Annotated in this window: 14 protein-coding genes; 4 read left to right on the plus strand and 10 right to left on the minus strand. The window is 67.4% G+C overall.

Annotation, left to right across the window (positions count from 1 at the left end):
* Positions 1-766 precede the first annotated feature (766 nt).
* Both IBX22_RS25310 and IBX22_RS25315 read right to left on the minus strand, forming a co-directional pair.
* Complete coding sequence (locus IBX22_RS25310; protein WP_194818196.1) at positions 767-1,579, minus strand: cyclase family protein; 813 nt, start codon at positions 1,577-1,579, stop codon at positions 767-769.
* Between the two features lie 109 nt (positions 1,580-1,688).
* A complete protein-coding gene (locus IBX22_RS25315; protein WP_194818197.1) occupies positions 1,689-2,876 on the minus strand; it encodes a CaiB/BaiF CoA-transferase family protein in 1,188 nt (395 codons plus the stop codon).
* Positions 2,877-3,015: 139 nt separating this feature from the next.
* On the opposite strand from IBX22_RS25315, the gene IBX22_RS25320 reads away from it, so the two are divergent.
* Together IBX22_RS25320 and IBX22_RS25325 are read left to right on the plus strand one after the other, a co-directional pair.
* A complete protein-coding gene (locus IBX22_RS25320) occupies positions 3,016-4,479 on the plus strand; it encodes a dihydroorotase family protein (RefSeq protein ID WP_194818198.1) in 1,464 nt (487 codons plus the stop codon).
* Between the two features lie 385 nt (positions 4,480-4,864).
* Positions 4,865-5,368: a hypothetical protein gene (locus IBX22_RS25325; RefSeq protein ID WP_194818199.1), complete on the plus strand. Its 504-nt coding sequence runs from the start codon at positions 4,865-4,867 to the stop codon at positions 5,366-5,368.
* Here the strand turns inward: IBX22_RS25325 and IBX22_RS25330 are convergent.
* Positions 5,339-6,829: an NAD(P)/FAD-dependent oxidoreductase gene (locus IBX22_RS25330; RefSeq protein ID WP_194818200.1), complete on the minus strand. Its 1,491-nt coding sequence runs from the start codon at positions 6,827-6,829 to the stop codon at positions 5,339-5,341. The two genes, IBX22_RS25325 and IBX22_RS25330, sit on opposite strands and share 30 nt — an antisense overlap.
* 70 nt (positions 6,830-6,899) lie before the next feature.
* Here IBX22_RS25330 and IBX22_RS25335 point away from each other — a divergent pair, with 70 nt between their 5' ends.
* Positions 6,900-7,919, plus strand: coding sequence for an AraC family transcriptional regulator (locus tag IBX22_RS25335; RefSeq protein WP_194818201.1), 1,020 nt, complete (start codon positions 6,900-6,902; stop codon positions 7,917-7,919).
* Between the two features lie 732 nt (positions 7,920-8,651).
* Entirely contained in the window at positions 8,652-9,278 is a 627-nt protein-coding gene (locus IBX22_RS38360) for a TetR/AcrR family transcriptional regulator (RefSeq protein ID WP_194818202.1), read from the plus strand.
* An 80-nt stretch (positions 9,279-9,358) separates the two neighbouring features.
* On the opposite strand, the gene IBX22_RS25345 is transcribed toward IBX22_RS38360, so the two are convergent.
* The 7 genes from IBX22_RS25345 to IBX22_RS25375 all read right to left on the minus strand — a co-directional run bounded on the left by IBX22_RS25345 (position 9,359) and on the right by IBX22_RS25375 (position 17,412).
* Entirely contained in the window at positions 9,359-10,798 is a 1,440-nt protein-coding gene (locus IBX22_RS25345) for a carotenoid oxygenase family protein (RefSeq protein ID WP_194818203.1), read from the minus strand.
* A gap of 26 nt (positions 10,799-10,824) precedes the next feature.
* Positions 10,825-11,517 (minus strand): hypothetical protein, encoded by a 693-nt coding sequence (locus tag IBX22_RS25350; RefSeq protein ID WP_194818204.1) that lies wholly within the window; start codon positions 11,515-11,517, stop codon positions 10,825-10,827.
* Positions 11,518-11,540: 23 nt separating this feature from the next.
* Complete coding sequence (locus tag IBX22_RS38365) at positions 11,541-12,713, minus strand: hypothetical protein (protein WP_309234786.1); 1,173 nt, start codon at positions 12,711-12,713, stop codon at positions 11,541-11,543.
* Positions 12,714-12,906: 193 nt separating this feature from the next.
* A complete protein-coding gene (locus tag IBX22_RS25360) occupies positions 12,907-14,184 on the minus strand; it encodes an MlaD family protein (RefSeq protein WP_194818205.1) in 1,278 nt (425 codons plus the stop codon).
* Positions 14,181-15,269 carry an MlaD family protein gene (locus tag IBX22_RS25365; protein WP_194818206.1) on the minus strand — a complete coding sequence of 363 codons (1,089 nt, stop codon included), beginning with the start codon at positions 15,267-15,269 and terminating at the stop codon, positions 14,181-14,183. The genes IBX22_RS25360 and IBX22_RS25365 overlap by 4 nt, the downstream gene beginning before the upstream one ends.
* On the minus strand, positions 15,266-16,366 hold the full coding sequence (locus IBX22_RS25370) for an MCE family protein (protein WP_194818207.1): 1,101 nt from the start codon (positions 16,364-16,366) through the stop codon (positions 15,266-15,268). Before IBX22_RS25370 ends, IBX22_RS25365 begins: the two co-directional genes overlap by 4 nt.
* Positions 16,363-17,412 (minus strand): MCE family protein, encoded by a 1,050-nt coding sequence (locus IBX22_RS25375; protein ID WP_194818208.1) that lies wholly within the window; start codon positions 17,410-17,412, stop codon positions 16,363-16,365. The genes IBX22_RS25370 and IBX22_RS25375 overlap by 4 nt, the downstream gene beginning before the upstream one ends.

Genomic DNA, 17,412 nt, shown 5'->3' on the forward strand with positions numbered 1-17,412 from the left:
CTCGTACTTTCCGGTTGTCCATTGGTCGCCATTGAGCCGCGGCGGCGTCCACCTCGATCGCCTCAGGTGGGGTTATCGGCTGAGATGGAGCGTGCACTCGGTTCATTGCGAGCGCTCTTGCTTCGCGGTTGGTCGCTGGTGGCCATTGCGCCGCAAGAGAGTCCACCTCGATCGCCCCAGATGCGGTTGTCGGCTGTGATGGAGTGTCTACTCGATTCGCTGCGAGCGCTCTTGCTTCGCGGTTGGTCGCTGGCCGCCACCGCACCGCAATAGCGTCCACTTCGGCCGACCCCGAGGCGATCATCGGCTGAGATGGATCAGTCATTGCGAGCCCTCTTGCTTCCCGGTTGTCCGCCGGTCGCCGTTGCGCCGCAAGAGCGTCCACCTCGATCGCCCCAGATGCGGGTTGTCGGCTGTGATGGAGCGTCCACTCGATTCGCTGCGAGCCGTCGTGTTTTCCGGTTGCACGTTGGTCGTCATTGCGCCGCAATAGCGCCCACTTCGGCGGACCCCAGGCCGACCGCCCCGGACCTCGACGACCCGGCGCGGCCGACCCCGGGGGCGACTATCGGCTGAGATGGAGCGTTCATTGCGAGTCCTCTCGCTTCCCGGTTATTCACTGGTCGCCATTGCGCCGCGGCGGCGTCCACATCGACTGCCCCCGGGGCGATTGTCGGCTGAGATGGAGCCTCCACTCGATTCACCGGGAGCCCGTCGCGTCCTGTTGCCCACTGGCCGCCACTGCACCGCAACAGCGTTCACTTCATCACCGGCTGATTGCCGCGAGCGGGCGGACCGGGGACCCGGTTCCGCCGACAATGCGGAGGGGCGCCAGTACGAATACGAACCCTGAAACACGTTGGCTGGCAATCTGTTCCAGCGATAGATGTTCGAGTATGTAGATCCCGGATTCCACCAGCAGTACACGGTGTACCGGCAGCACGCTGTGTCCGGCGCCGGGGGCGATGCACTCGTAGGCGGTGGTGTCGGCACCGGTGGCGGTGATGCCTCGCGCCGCGAGCCACCGGGCCCCCTCGACTCCTACGCCCGGTACACCGGACTCCCCGCCCAGATATGCGTCGGTCTGGCTGAACAGCCGCGCCCATCCGGTGCGGATCAACACCACATCGCCGGGCTCCGGTGCGACCTCGGCGAGTTTCGCCGCGCGTTCCAGATCGTCGACGGTGACTTCGTAGCCGCCGGGCAGGATGTCGGTGTCGTGTAGGCGGGCGATGTCGAGCAGGATCCCGCGCCGTAGGAACCCGGGCAGGTGTTCGGCGCCGTGGGCGGTGAACTTGCCGCCGCGCTGGGCTTCGGCGGCATCGATGCCGCCGTGTAGCAGCCCGTCGTGGCTGACGTGGCTGAGCGCGTCGATGTGGGTGCCGACGTGTCCGCCGGTCACAATGATCTCGTTGGACGCGGACCCGCCGTCGGGGCGCACCATGTCGCCGTGCCTGCGGGCCAGCGTCATTCGGAAGCCGGGGTGGTTGGGGGAGCAGGGCATTCCGGTGAAGAACGGTTGCCCGAGCTCGATCAGGCGGACACCAGTACGCACTACCTCGACTAGCGGATCGCTCATTGCAGGACTCCTGGCGTGCGGTTCTGGTTGTCTGGCATATCCGAAGTGCTCGATGCCCCTATGGGCCGGCAGGTCTCTCGGTGCAACACGTGCATCAGACCGCGCGCGCTCATCGCACGACTCCCGCGGTGCGTAGCTCTGCGAGCCTGTCGGCGTCCACGCCGTAGTCGCCGAGGACTTCGGCGGTGTGTGCGCCTAGTGGCGGTCCGGTCCAGCGGATCCGGCCGGGTGTTTCCGACAACCGAAACAGCACGTTCTGCATTTTCACCGTTCCCAGTTCGTCGTCGGGCAGTTCGGCGATGGTGCCCAGCGCCTGGAACTGCGGGTCCGCCATGATGTCGGCGGCGGTGTAGATGGGGGCGACTGCCGCTTCGGCCTTTTCGAAGGCGTGGACGACCTCCTCGGTCGAGCGTTCGGCGATCCAGGCGCCGACGGCGGCATCGAGTTCGTCTGCGTGCCGGGCTCTTTCGGATCCGGAGCTGAACCAGGGCTGGTCGATGAGGTCGGCCCGCCCGACCAGTCGCATGACCCGTTCGGCCACCGACTGGGCGCTGGTCGACACCGCCACCCAGCCACCGTCTGCGGTGCGGTAGGTGTTGCGGGGCGCGTTGTTCGAGGAGCGATTGCCCATGCGTGGCTGTAGCTCGCCGAGCTGGTCGTAGGCGATGAGCTGTGGTCCGAGCAGGGTGAGGATGGGCTCGATGATGGCCATGTCGATCTGCTGGCCGTGGCCGTCGCGGTCTCGGGCGCGCAGGGCGGTCATTACCGCGAAAGCCGTTGCGAGCGCCGCGATCCCGTCGGCGAGACCGAACGGCGGCAGCGTCGGCGGCCCGTCGGGCGCACCGGTGATGGCGGCGAACCCGCTCATCGCCTCGGCGAGCGTGCCGAAGCCGGGGCGGCGCGCGTACGGGCCGATCTGGCCGAACCCGGTGACCCGGGCCAGCACCAGCCGCGGATTGATCTCGCGGAGTTCGGCATACCCGAGTCCCCAGCGCTCCAGGGTGCCGGGACGAAAGTTCTCCACGACCACATCCGCGTCGGCCACCATGCGGCGGAAGATTTCCTGCCCCTCGGCGGATCCGAGATAGAGGGTGACCGATTTCTTGCCGCGCCCCAGCATCTTCCACCACAGCCCGACCCCGTCCCGCTGCGCGCCGTGGCTGCGCACCGGATCACCCCGAGGGTGCTCGATCTTGATCACCTCGGCTCCGAAATCCGCCAGCAGCGTCGCGGCCAGCGGCCCCGCGAACAGCGTCGCCACATCCAGCACCCGGATTCCCGACAGTGGATCGGTCATCGGCTCAACTCCTCACCGCCACAGTTGTTTCCCACAACGAAACGCGAGAGTGGCTCTGCGGCATTGACTATCAGCGCATAGTACTGCGATGATCGCCGAATTGGTAAAGATGTTTCGCACAGAGAAACTGGAGTGAATCGTGGCGGCGACCGACCTGCTGATCCGGAACGCCCGCGTGGTGCGCCCGGGCGACCCGTCCACCGGCCAACCCGACGCCGTCGACATCGCCGTCGCGAACGGTGTCGTCACCGCGGTCGGACCGAACCTGCCGGCTTCGGGCGCGGGCAGGGTGGTGGATGCCGAAGGGCTGCTTGCCTTTCCCGGTGTCGTCGACGCTCATCAGCACTGGGGCATCTACCAGGAGTTGTCCGCCGACACCACGAGCGAGAGCCGGGCCTGCGCTCAGGGCGGGGTCACGACCGCCATCACCTACATGCGGACCGGGCGCTACTACCTGAATCGGGGCGGGGCCTACCGCGACTTTGTGCCCGAGGTGCTCGACCGGATGGCGGGCCGCGCCTTCGTCGACCATGCCCTGCACCTGGCGCCGATGACCGCCGAGCATATCGCCGAAATCCCCTCCCTCATCGAAGAGTTCGGCGTCACCTCGTTCAAGATCTTCATGTTCTACGGCGGCCACGGCCTGCACGGCCGGTCCAGCGACCAGGCCGACTTCCTGATGATCCCGCCCAGCGAGCGCTACGACTTGGCGCACTTCGAGTTCGTGATGCGCGGAATCCAGAAGGCGCGTAAGCGTTTCGGCGAACGCCTGTCACTATCGCTGCACTGCGAGACCGCCGAGATCATGACCGCCTACACCGAAATGGTGGAACGTGAGGGCACCCTGACCGGCCTGCGCGCCTACAGCGCCTCGCGGCCAGCGCATTCCGAGGGCCTGGCGATCACCATGGCCTCCTACCTCGCCCACGAAACCGGCTTGGCGAATATCAACCTGCTGCACCTGTCCTCGGCCAAGGCGGTCGAGGCAGCCCTCACGATGGCGAAAGCGTTCCCGCACGTCGACTTCCGCCGCGAGGTCACCATCGGCCACCTGCTCGCCGACGTCGACACCGCACACGGCCTGGGCGGCAAGGTGAACCCGCCCCTGCGCGACCGCGCCGATGTCGAAGCACTGTGGCGACACCTGCTGGCCGGCGAAATCGACTGGGTGGTCAGCGATCACGCCTGCTGCCGCGACGAACAGAAGTTCGGCGCCGACCGCACGGACGTATTCGCCGCCAAGTCCGGCTTCGGCGGCGCCGAATACCTGCTGCCCGGCCTGGTGGGCGCGGGCCAAGGACGCGGCCTGCCGCTCTCGCGCATCGCGGAGCTGACCGCGTGGAACCCGGCCCAGCGCTACGGCCTGAAAACCAAAGGCACCATCGCCGCGGGCTTCGACGCCGACATCGTTCTCGTCGACCCGGAGGCGCGCTGGACGGTGCGCGCCGCCGATTCCGAATCCGCCCAGGAGTACACACCGTTCGAGGGCTTCGAGATGAACGCCCGCGTCACCGACGTGTTCCTGCGCGGCCACCAGATCCTGAACAACGGCAAGGTCCAGGGCGATCCGCAAGGTCGCTACCTGCGTCGCGAGGCTAGTTGAGTCGGCGCCTGTGCCGCGATCGATGGCTGTCGGTGTAGGTCCGCCGAGGCGGCGGCGGTGCGTCTGGTTGCGGCGGGTCTGGCAATGAAAGCGGCCGGCCCCGGCCCAGGAGAAGGTGGCTGGCCGTGCGGCTCGTCCTAGCTCGGCCGGGCGTGGTCTCGCACTTCGGGGTGGCGGAGACACGCGTCCACGCATGGGCTTCCGCTACGTCGACAATGTGGAGGCATCGCACCGGGGCGGTAGTCTTCCCGGCTGACTGAGGAGACCTATGCTGTCTGTCGCACTACTTCTGCTAGCGGGGTTCCAACTCGCATGCGTGCTTTTGCTGCGCGGGAGCGCTGTGGCAGGGCCTGCTCGGCTCTGTCTGTATCTCGTCGGATTCGGATTGGCTTATGACTCAGCGGTGTTCGGGCTGGGTGCGATGCTCGGCGAGGGGCAGCTGTTACATGCGCTGAGCATCGGCAGATTCGTCGGCCATGTGGTGCTGACACCGCTTCTGCTGATCTGGGCCGCGCAGTGCGTGTTTCGTGTCCGGATGCGGTGGGCGTGGCTGCTGACCGTCGTGCTCATCGCTTGGGGCGCGGTCGCCGATCTGCTCGACCTGCACTTGATTCCACGGCAATTCGCTGACACCCTCCGGTACGCCCCGGAGGCTCACTCCGGCCCGCCGATCCCAGCGCTCGTCGTCTCCGTGGCATTGCTGCTCGCCGGAATCATGTTGTGGCGCAGGCAGAGTTGGCCGTGGCTGGCGCTTGCCACGGCCGTCCTGTTCGTCGCCTCGGGGGCGGCCTTCGCGGTGCCTCCGCTCGGAAACGCCGGCGAGGCCGTGATGTTCGCCGCCGTCGTGGCGGCGGCGCGGCTACGACACCCCGCGCAGCAGCTCACCTGACGCACCACGGTGCTCGTAGTCGCTGAAATCGACGTCCCGGGTCGCCCGCGCGTACGCGACGTGCGATCCCGGCCAGACAGCGGTGACCTTGCCCTCGGGGGTGTGATACCAGCCGGGGCAGCCGGTAGTGAATACAGTGTGCCGCAACGTTTCCTGCAGCTGGTCGTTGAACTCCGCCTGCACCTCGGCCCGCACATCGAGCCACCCGCCCTGCGCGGCGATCCGCTCGATCGCCTGGCGGGCGTAGCGGGCCTGCTTCTCCAGCAGGAAGGTGATGGTGTTGGTGAGCGATCCGGTGTTCGGTCCGTACATCAGGAACATATTCGGGTAGCCGGAGACGGTGATGCCGAGATGCGCGTAGGCGCCGGTCTTCCACTCCGCGTGCAGCTTTCGCCCGTCGAGACCGGTGATATCGATCGGCGCGAGGTACTCACTGGCGGTGAAGCCCGTGCACCAGACGATGACATCGGCCGGCACCTCGCTGCCGTCGGCGAGCACCAGCCCACGTTCGGTGACTCGCTGCACTCCATGCGGGTGCAGCGTCACGTGCTCTCGGTCCAGCGCCGGATACCAGGCGTTGGACAGCAGCACCCGGTTGCATCCGAACCGGTAGTCCGGCGTCACCGCGGCCCGCAGCCGCGGATCGCGAATCTCGCGGCGGATCTTGAACTTCAGCCAATATTCGAACCCGATCTGCACCGGTTCGGCCCAGCGCGCGATGAACGGCGCCCGGGCTTCGTACCAGAGCCATTCGGCGTTGTGTTGCAACCGCGCCAGCCCCGGAACGACACGCAGCAGGGTACGTACCGCCTTGTTGGTCTGGTGGTCCCATTTGTTGCCGACCCAATACGCCGAGCGCTGCACCACTTCCAGCGCGGCGACCTGGTCGGCGATGGCGGGCACGATCTGTACCGCACTCGCGCCGCTGCCGACGACCGCCACCCGTTTACCGGTGAGATCGACGCTGTGGTCCCATTCGGCCGAGTGGAATTGCGCGCCGCCGAAGCTGTCGATGCCGTCGAGTTCGGGCAGTTTCGGCCGTGACAGCTGCCCGGTCGCGCAGATCAGCACATCGAAATGGCGCACCTCCCCGCCCGCCAGCTCGACCCGCCACCGGCCCGCATCCTGCTCGAACGCAGCCGCCACCACCTCGGCGCCGAACTGGATCTTGGGTGTCACGCCGTACTTGTCGGCGGTGCGCTGCAGGTACCCGTGGATCTCCGGTTGCGTGCCGAACCGCCGCGACCACTCCGTCTCCAGCTCGTAGGAGAACGAATAGATCGGCGAGGGCACATCGCAGGCCGCGCCCGGATACGAGTTAGCTCGCCAGACACCTCCGGCCGATGCGCCGCGCTCGAACACGGTGTAGTCGTGAATGCCGTTGCGGTCCAACTCGATTGCCGCCGCCAGGCCACCGAACCCCGCGCCGATGACGGCGACCGACACTGCCTTGTTCGTCATGGTTGGACGATAAGCGCGCGGCCCGCCCGCTACGAGGTCTGATCCGGGTAGGTTATTGTCATTTCCGGACATGAGCACCGACAGCACAGCCGAGGCACCCACCTGGGACCATCCGCGCGGCCCCGCCGCTGCGCGGATCCTCGTCGACCTCGGCATCGAGCACGGCCTGACCGCCGCCGAATGCCTGTCCGGCACCGGCCTGCACCCCGCCGATCTGGAACGCCCCGACACCTTCGTGGAAGGCGGCCAGGAACTCGCCATCGCCCGCAACCTGCTGAGCCGGATCGGTGACCGGCCCGGCCTCGGTGTGACCGCGGGGATGCGATACACCGTCGGCACGCTGGGCGTCTGGGGTTACGCGATGCTGTCCAGTGCCAGTGTGCGCGAGGCGATCCGGCTGGGCGTGCGCTACGCGGAGCTCTCGTTCGCGTTCATCCGGCCCGTCCTCGAACCCAGCGGGCGCGACCTGGCGGTCATCTTCGACGACACCGACATCCCCTCCGACGTCCGGGGCTTCTTCGTCGAACGCGAACTCGCGAAGATCGCCGTGCTCACCCCGCTCGCGATCGGCGCGCACCGCGGCCTGCGGGTCGAGGCGGCGTTCACCGGCGCCCGCGCCACGGCATTACGCGCCCAACTGCCCGGCATCGATCTGCACACCGGAACCGAACGGCACCGCATCATTTTCGCTGCCGGTCTACTGGAACAGCCACTGCCACAGGCCGATTCGACCACGGCGCTGCTGCTGGAAGAACAATGCACGCGAATGCTGGAAGCCCGCCGCTCGCGCCGCGGCATCTCCGCCCGCGTCCGCGCCCTGATCCTCACCGATATCGACCAGGCCCCGAGCGCCGCCGATATCGCCGCCCGCCTGCACCTCGACGAGCGCACCCTGCGCCGGCACCTGCACGCCGAGGACACTTCGTTCCGGGAACTCGTCGACGAGGTCCGCGCCACCCTCGCCGCCGACCTGCTGACCTTGGACCGCCTCACCCTCACCGAAATCGCCCGCCGCCTCGGCTATCACGACGCCGCCGGCTTCAGCCGCGCACACCGCCGCTGGACCGGCCGCGCACCTCGCGCGCTTTGAGCGCAGCGCCGCCGTTGGAGCCGTGCCGCAGCTGTCACGATGCAGCCGGTCTCGGTCGCGCACTCTGCCGCCGGATCGGCCGCGCACCCCGCGCGCGTTGAGCGCAATCTGGCGGTGCCTGCGTTGGAGCAATGCCGCGGCTGTCCCGATGCCGTCGGCCTCAGTCGCGCACAATGCCGTTGGATCGGCCACGCACCTCGCGCGCGTTGAGCGGCAATCTGCTGGCGCATGCGTTGGGTCCCACCGCAGTTGTCGCAATCCCGCCGGCGTCGATTGCGCGCACTGCTGCTGGACCGGCCGCGCAGCTCGCAGCTTCTGCGGATGGTTGGGTTGCCGCGCACCTCGCGCGAGTTGAGCCCGCAATCTGGCGGCGCATGCGTGGGAGCAATGCCGCAGCCGCCCCGATGCCGTCGGCCTCAGTCGCGCATAATGCCGCTGGGTCGGCCGCGCACCTCGCGCGCGTTGAGCGCGATCTTGCGGCGGCTGCGTTGGAGCTATGCCGCAGCTGTCCCGGTGTCGCCGGTCTCAGTCGCGCACAATGCCGCTGGATCGGCCGGGCGTCTGCCGCGGGTTGAGCGCATCTTGCAGCGCCTGCGTTGGAGCCGTGCCGCGGCTGTCTCGGTGTCGCCGGTCTCGGTCGCGCACTCTGTCGCTGGACGGCGCCGAGCAGTCTGCAGCTGGTTTGCGTTGCCGCGCACCCCACTACAGCGCTGGATGCGGGATACTAGCTAGGTGACTCAGAGCAGGCAGGCCAAGGCCGGGCCGGGTCGTCCGGCCGGGATCGATAGCGTCGAAACGCGTCAGCGGGTGATCGACGCCGCGATCCGTTGTTTTGCTCAGCACGGTTACGGTCCGGCGACCAACAGTGTGATCGCGGGGATGGCGGGGGTGACTTCCGGCGCGGTGTACTACCACTTCGGCAGCAAACCCCAGATGTTCGAAGCTGTGTGCGCGGAGGTGTACGGGCGGATCCAGGATCGGGCCAAGGCCGCGATCATGGGGGCGATGTCGGTGCGCGAGCTGTTGAAGGCGCTGCTCGCGGTGTCGATGGAGATCAACCACGAGGCGCCGCAGCTGGCCGGGTTCGTGGCGACCGCGCCGATCGACGCACGCCGGCATGCCGAGCTGACCGAGGCGTTCGCGACGGTGAGCGTGGGCATGGTCGATGGGTTGACCGAGGCGGTCACGCGTGGTCAGGAGGCCGGATTGATTCCGGCGGAACTGGATCCGGTGCAGGTGGCCCGTTTGGTGCTGGCGGTGGTGGACGGTTTCGCCCATGCTGCGGCAGCCAGCGACCCGATCGAGATGGACATCCTCGACGGGCTGTTCGAGCGGCTGCTGCTGGACGCCGAGCGGTAGACAGAAACGGGCAGCGCGGAAGATGCGCTGCCCGATGCTGTTTCAGGTCTGCGCTGCCTGAGGGTTCAGCGCCGGATGCCTCACGGCCGGGCGACCCGCTGGGTGAAAGTGCCGTGGAAGGTGAGCGGTAGGTGGTGACGCAGCCGACCGCGATACACCGGCTCGGCTTCGATATCCCTGGCATCGAGAATCAACATACTGGCCAGCTCCGATACCCGGTCCTGAGTGACCACCAGCAGCCACCCGTCATCCTCGGAAATCGGCCTCGGCCGGGACACGAACAGCGCCTCGTGCGTGAAATGCTCCTCGGGCAGCCGGTGCAGCGATTCCTTCCCGGTCTCGTTGTCGATCTTGGCGATCGCGTTCGGATACCGGTTGCCGTCCGCGCCGACCGCGAGGTAGACGTAGCGGTGCCGCTGCCCGGTGCGGGCCCAGTTGAACATCGGGAAGTCGCCTTGGAGGTCCGAGAGCGTCTCGTGGATGACTCGCCCGGTCGGCGTGACCCGCAGTCGCATCAGCTTGCCGCCGTAGGACAGGGCGGTGTCGGTGAGCCCGTCCTGCAGACCCCGCAACTGCCCGTTGAGCTGCTCCCAGGTGGCGTCGTAGTTGACCAGTTCGATGACGGTGTCGGAGCCGTCCTCGTAGGTGTTGGCCAGGTGCAGATGCATCAGCGGGTCGGTGTGCAGGATGCGTGGCCGGCCGCCGTCGCGGGGGACCAGGGCGATCATGGTGCCGCGGGCGGCGTCGTACTCGATGGCTTCGATGAAGTTGCGCAGCCCCAGGCCCGCGCCCGTCATCTTGCCGACCGGGAACACCAGCGGCGCCACCACGAACACCAGATGCTTTGCGGTCAAACCCATATCGTGGTTGAACATGGGTACCGGCAGGTTCAGGTGCCCGAGGCTGCGGAGTGTGCCCGCCCGGTCGACGCGATAGCAGGCGAGTTTCGGCCGGGGGAACATGGCCAGGCCGAAGTTGTACATCTCACCGGTTGTGGTGTCCCACTTGGGATGTGCGGAGAACGCGCCGATCCATTTCAGGCCGCCGTCGAAGTCGTGCACGCCCAGAGTGTCGAGGGTGTCCGGATCGAGTTCGGTGGGGCGGCCGCCCTCCCACAAGGCGAGCAGTTTTCCCGCGTGCATCGCGACGCTGGTGTTGGCGACGTTGGCGGGGAATTGCAGTGCGTTGGTGAGGATTCCGCCCGGTCGCATGGTGCCGAGCGCCCGGTACGGCGCGCCCTTGGCGCCGAGTGAGTGCCGGTAGTGCTTGGTGCGGACGAAACGGTTGCGGAACCGCAGCCCGCCTTCGTCGAGAGCGAACATGGACAGCATGCCGTCACCGTCGAAGAGATGGCCCAGCTGCTGACCGCCCGCTTCGAGTTTTCCGGGGCCGTTGCGGTACATGGTGCCGCGCAGCCCCTCCGGTAGCGCACCGTCGAAATCGTCGACGGTGTAATCGAATTCGTCGTAGAGCGGGATGTAGTCGCGAAAGTTCCGGGCGGAAGTGGTCGGGCTGGACATAGCCCCTCCTGTAATGCGGTGATCGGTTACACGGCGGCGGATCGGGGAGCGGGCGGACGCACGCGCAACGTGCAGGACAGGCCGGGCAGATGCGGTTCGAATTCCAGCGGCATCGCCGAGTTCTGGTCGAACACCCGCTCGCAGGCGGCTTTACAGCCCATCAGGCACGAATTCTCTTGGGCGGCAGGGGAAGATACCGAGGTGTGCATGGCGCATTCCGGAATCTCGTAGACCAGCGTCCCGTCGGGCTCCAGGCCGGTCCGATGGATCGGCCCCACCAGGAAGGTCGCGAAACCCACGCCCGCATCCATGACCGCCGGGTACATGCCCTTCGGAATAAGCCGGACCGATTCGAAGGCCGGCAGCAGATAGCGCAGCCAGCGGCGCAGGCGAGCCGACACCGCACCTGAAACCAGGTCGGTGACGTCCTCGGCGGGCAGCACCCGCGTCAATTCGGTTGTTGTCCATTCCAATTCGCGGACGAACTGCCCGTAGCGGCGCTTGTAGGACCAGCGTGGCGCTTCGAAGACCCGATTGCGGGTGCGCCGGGCGGTGAGTGCCGCCCAGTCTGCGTCGACTGCCGCGCGATCCTCGGCCACCGCCCGCAGCACCGGCAGCAGCACCAGGTCGGGAATGTCGCCGACGCGCGCCAGCATCGACCGCATGATCAGGTCGTCACGCACCGCGGTCAGCGTTCCGGATTGCTTGTAGGTATTCACTGTTCACCTCTCTGGGAACCCCGTCAGGGGATGTCGACCTTGCTGGCCTTCCACCGGCCGTCGACCTGCCGCATCGTCATGACGACGCGGCTGCGATCCACCCGCGGATCGGGCAGTTCGGTATTGGAGACGGTCTGGTCGACGAACAGCAGCACCACTACCTCGTCCCGAGTCGCGGACTTGACCGCGGACTGCAGCACCACACCGTTCCCGGTGGCTTTGTGGTCGAGCAGCAGCTGCCGCAGTTGGGTGCTGGATTTGGTGTAGGCGTCACGGAAGTCGCCGGTGGAGCCGTCCAGTACCGCCTGGAAGGCAGCATCGAGATTGGCGGCATCGACCGAGGTGAGGGTGACCGCGTAGCTGTTGGCAGCCTGCAATGCGGCGGCGCTCGCATCGTCGATGGCCGCGGCTTCGCGGGCCTGCCAGCCGAGGTAGGCGGTCGCGCCGCCGAGGGTGAGGATCAGCAGGAGAGCGAAGGCAGGTACTAGTCGCCGTGCGAGTGCCGTGATCTGTTGCAGCAAGCGCGGTTTCGGTTGTGCGGTCTCCGGTTCTGAACTTGCACGCTTAGACCTGATAGCGGCAGACTTCGTGCCGATTGCGGCAGACGCCGTTGAGGTGGTGTCGGCCGAATCGGCCTCGGACTCGTTGGCCGCGCCCGGCACGTCGGCCGCGCCGGACTCGTTGGCTTCGTCGGGCACGTCCGCCTCGCCGGGCACGTCGACCTCGGCAGCTGCGCCGGCGACGTCAGCCTCATCGGCTGGATCGGCGGCGACCCGGGCCGAAACCTCGTTGCCGGTACCTGCCGTAGCGCCAGTCGTCAAAGCTGCCGCCGCATTGGTGGTCGAAGCTACCGCCGTATCGTCGATCGTCGAAGCTGTCGTGGCATCGGCATTGGCCGCCGCGGCTGGGTCGGCCTTGTCGTCTTCGGCCGGATGGGCAGCCATCTCGGCCGCAACCTCGCTGCTAGCACCTGCCGCCGTATCGCCGGTCGTCGAAGCTGTCGTGGCATCGGCCTTGGCTGGCGCAGCTGGGTCGGCCTTGTCGTCGTCGGCGGGATCGGCGGCCATCTCGGCTGTAACCTCGTTGCCAGTACCTGTCGCCGTATCGTCGCTCGTCGAAGCTCCTGCCGCATCGTCGGTCGTCGACGCTGTCGTGGCCGGGTCGGCTTTGTCGTCATTGGCCGGATCGGCAGCCATCTCGGCTGTAACCTCGTTCCCACTACCTGCCGCCGTATCATTGGTCGGCGAAGCTGTTGAGGCATCGGTGTCTGCTGCTGCGGCTGGAGTGGGGTCGCTGGTGGCTTCCGCAACCGTTTCGTCCGGAAACTCCTGCAGTTTCTTGCTGTGTTCTTTGACTGTGTTGTTGCGCATTGGCATTCCTCGCGTCGAGCTATTTGTCGCCGTGTCTTTGGGGTTCGGCCTCGGGTGGCATGGTGGGGCCGCCGTAGGGCAAGGGGATGGTGTAGGGCCCGATCGGGGTCGGGTCTGTGCGGCGCATGGGGTCGTAACCCGCTGGGGGATGGGCGGTGTCGTCGCCGGGTGGGCGTGGCGCGTTGCGGGCTCCGCGCACCAGAAGTGCCGGGTCGGGGTTGGGGCAGTAGGTGTACATGAAGGGCTCTGGGTAGTCCGGCTGGAACGGCACATCTCGGGGGTGGGGGTAGTCGCAGTAGTGCCGGAAGTAGAGGTTGGCCACGGCCCATACGCCGCCGTCGTGCATGGTCGATGTCACTGCCTCGAGTAACGAGCCGCGGTCGTTTCGCAGCAGGTGGGTCAGTGCGGGCACGCGTACGTAGGACAGTTGCGCGACTGTGGCGAGGTTGCCGAGCAGCTGCACCATGGTGGGCGAGTTGTCGGCGATGAGTGCGTCCATCGCCTGCAATGCCTGCGGGCTCTGTTCGAGGAGCCGGCGCAGCCCGGCGTCTTTGGTTCCGGCCGCCGCCAGTACCGTCGTGAGATTGTCTGTGGCGGTACGCAACCCGCCTGCTGAGTCGGTGACGAGCTGGAACACCGGCCGGCTACTGCGCAACAGCGTCATGGTCTGGGGAAGTGCGCCGTCGAGGGTGGACATCAGCATTCCCGCCCCACTGAGCAGCTCGCCGAGCTTCTGCGGCCCCTCCGGTCCGACGCCCAATTCATCGACAATGGCGCGTAGTTGGACCGGATCGGTCTGCGCGAGCAGGCCGTCGATATTGCCGAGCACCCGCCACAGCGGCACCGGGATCACCGTGCGCTCCTGCGCGATGACGCTGCCGTCTTCGAGCCAGGGCCCGTCGGTGCCGCGGGGCTGAAAGTCCAGGTATTGCTCACCGGCAGGGGAGAGCCCAGAGACCCGAACTACCGTGCCGTCACGGGGAATCCGTACCGTCGCGTCGATCCGCGCGACCGCCTGCACGCCGCCGCCGGTGAGCTCGACCGACCGCACCTTGCCGATCGGCACACCGCGCAACGTCACGTCCTGCCCGGCAAGCAACCCACCGGATTCCGAAAGCTCCACCCGGATAGCCATTTCCGTCGCGAAAGGATCGCTGCGCAAGGCCCCGAACATGACGTAGGACGACGCCACCACCACCAGCAACACCTGCGCCAGCGTGGACAGCGCCAGCCGATGCGCTACAGCAGTCCGGGTGGCGTACACCAAGATTCGGGCCGGCGGCTCCAGTAGCGTCATCGTCCCGGCCCCATCACCCGGTTCCCGAGCTGGGTGAGTACGAAGGCCAGGGAACCCACCAAGTTCGCCCAATCCGCCGATTCCGGCACCCGGAACTCCGGATCGGCCAGGTGCCCGGGGTCATCGACCGGCCCGAGCACCACCTGCCGCAACTCCACATCCGAGTGGGCGGCGTTGGCGCTGAAGAACTTCAACGTCGGCGGCAGGATTCGTAGCAGGTTGGCCATGGTGACCCGCGGGTCCACCGCCGATTCGTTGAACGCCTCCGACAGCAGGTTGAGATCGTGGATGATGCTGCGGGTGTCGGTGCCCTGGATCGACGGGAACTTCTGCAGCTGCCGGGTCACGGCCGCGATCTGGTCGGCAAGCCCGGCGATCTGCGCGGTGTTGTCGGCGATCACCGCCAAAGCCGGTGCGGCCGAACCGATCACCTCGTTGATCGCGGTACGCCGGGCGTCCAGCGAGTCGGCGAGGGCGGCCGTGCGCGCGAGCACTCCCCGCAGGTCGCCGGTGCGAGAAGCCATGGTCGCCAGCAGATCCCGAGACTCTGCGATCAGGGCGGTGAGCCGCTGCCCGTCGTCGTTCATGGCGTCACCCATCCCGTTGAGCACCCGGGTGAGATTGCGGATCACGCCACCGTTGACCAGCAGTGTGGTGGCGGCGAGCACGTCTTCGACCGTCGCGGCGGCCACCGTGGCCGGCAAGGCGATCGTGTCGCCGTCGCGCAGCAGCGGACTGCCGCCTTCGGCCGGCGGCACCAAGGAGACAAAGATGTCGCCCAGCGGTGTGGCCGAACGCAATTCGGCTTTCGTGCCCACCGGCAACCGCACGCTATCGAGCAGCCGCATCCGCACCACCGCGGTGTAGTCGCGGGCCGTCATCGACTCCACCTCGCCGACATCGGCGCCGCCGACCCGCACCTTGGCCCGATCGGGCAGGTTCAACGCGTTCGAGAACACCGCGTCCAGGTGGTAACTGGGCCCGTTCACGCCGGGCGCGGGCAGCGGCAGATCCTCGACGCTCACCGAACACCCGGTCAGCAGCGCGAGCCCGAGGGCGGCGGCCAGCCGCGGCAGGCGGCTCACCGGTTCATCCTCGTCATCGCTTCCAGCACCGACGTGACCCCGAAATCCGGCCCCATATCGCTGAAATTGCCGGTGCTACAGCCTAATTGCCGCAAGCCGAGGATGTTGCAGACTTCCTTGGTCATGGAACTGTCGAAGAACACCGAGTCGAAATGTGCGCCCACGCGCAGGTATCCGTTGCGCTGATCGATCGCGGCGACCACGTTGTCGACCGCCAGCGGCGCCACATCGAAGACCTCGGCGAGCTCGCGCCGATAGTCCACCAGCGCCCGCGTGAACGATTCGCTGCTGACCACCGTGGCTCGCAGATCCGCGCGATGGTCGGTCAGCAGCGCGGTGACCTGCTCGAGCACCTCGTTGAGCTGCCGCCCGGTCGTGCCCTGCCCCAGGCTTTCCTGCGCCATGAGCTCGCCGAGTTGCCCGACACCGGAACCGAATTCGTGCAGCAGCTGCTGATTGCGGGACGCGGCGTCGGTCAGCGTGGCCAGGTTGGTGACGATGGTGGTGATGGCCTCGCGAGTGGCCGCGCCGTCGCCGCCGGTCCGCAAAGCCTCCGACAGCGTCCCCAGCGCCGACCGCAATTGCGCGCCGCTGCTGGACGCGACTGCCGCGGTAGCGTCCAGGACATCAGCCATCGGGCCGTTGCCCTGGCCGTCGCCGCGCAGCGAAGTGCCCAGCTTGTCGACCATTTTCAGGATGCGGTCGAACTCGATCGGCGTGCGTGTGCGGTTCAGCCCGAGCACCGCGCCGTCGGGCAGCACCGCGCCGCCGGTGTAGGCCGGGGTCAGTTCGACGTGGCGTTCGGTGAGGATCGAGGTGCCGACGGTGACGGCCTGCACGGCCTCCGGAATCTGGATATCGCCGTCGACGCTGAGCACGACCTCCACGTAATCGCCACGCACGCTGATCTTCTCGATCGTTCCTACGGGCATTCCCAGCACGGCGACCGTGTTGCCTTCGTACAGCCCGATGGCGTTGTCGAACTGGGCGACGATCGTGCGCGGATCCGCCGACGACCCCGGCAGCATCCGGTAGCCGGCCAGGACCGCGGCGGCGACGGCCACGATCGCGGCGATGCGAAGTACTTTGCGTCTCATCGGCAGTCCTCGAAGTATCGGAAATGCTCGGGCCAATTCGACTGCTCCGCATTGGCGGTGATGGCGCACATCCAGGAGTCGACCATCAGCCCGCCCGGCAGCAGGAAGTCCAGGAACGGCCCGGTGCCGGTGGCATTGGCGAGATTACGGATCGCGATCGGCATGGCCTGGAACATGTTGCGCAGCAACGCATCGTGATTGCCGATCAACGATGTCATGGCCCGGATGTCGACGAGCAACTTGTCGATATCGGCCCGATTACCGACCGACACCTCCCGCGCCGTGTGCACCAGCTGCGTCGCCGCGTCCAGCAGCCGCACCACGCCGGTGCGCCGGGACATGATCTCGCGCACCAGATTCCGGCCCTGCCCGATCATCGCCGACAGGTCGGTCTGCTGGGTGCCGAGGATCGCCGCGACCTGCGCGGTGTTGCGCAGCAGCGACCCGATCTGGTCGCGCCGCTCGGAGATCATCCGTGACAGGTTCTCCACATTGGCCATTGCCTCCGGCAGAATCGCAGGCGCGTCCCGCAGCTGAGCCGCCAGTAGCTGCATGGACTGGGCGAACCGGTCGGCATCGACCTGTTCGAAGGTGGCCGTCGAATCCTGCAACAGCTTTTGCAGGTCGTATGGAACTGTCGTGCGCGACAACAGGATTCGGTTGCCGGACAGCGCTCCGGTGCCGGCCGGTGTGAGCGCGACGGACCGTGCGCCCAGCACCGTGGTGAGTTTGATCTCGGCCCTGGTCTCCGCGCCGAGCGTGACTTCGCGGCCGATCTTCATGTGCACCAGCACGCGATCACCCGCCAGCTCGGTACCGTCCACGGTGCCCACCGGCACCCCCGCCACGGTGACTTGATCGCCGGAGCGAATGCCCGCGGCCTGACCGAATTCGGCCGAGTACGTCTGCTGCCCGACGTGCAGGGTCGTCACCAGCGTGGTCGAGGCGACCGCCAGCGCCAGCGCCAGCAGCGCCAAACCCCCGAGCCAGGTCTTGTCGAAGGACTCCAGGTCCCGGCCGCGAAAGCGCGGTCTTCGAAGCGTCAT

Origin of the sequence: Nocardia sp. XZ_19_385 (genome assembly GCF_015355755.1) — a bacterium.
GTDB lineage: Bacteria > Actinomycetota > Actinomycetes > Mycobacteriales > Mycobacteriaceae > Nocardia.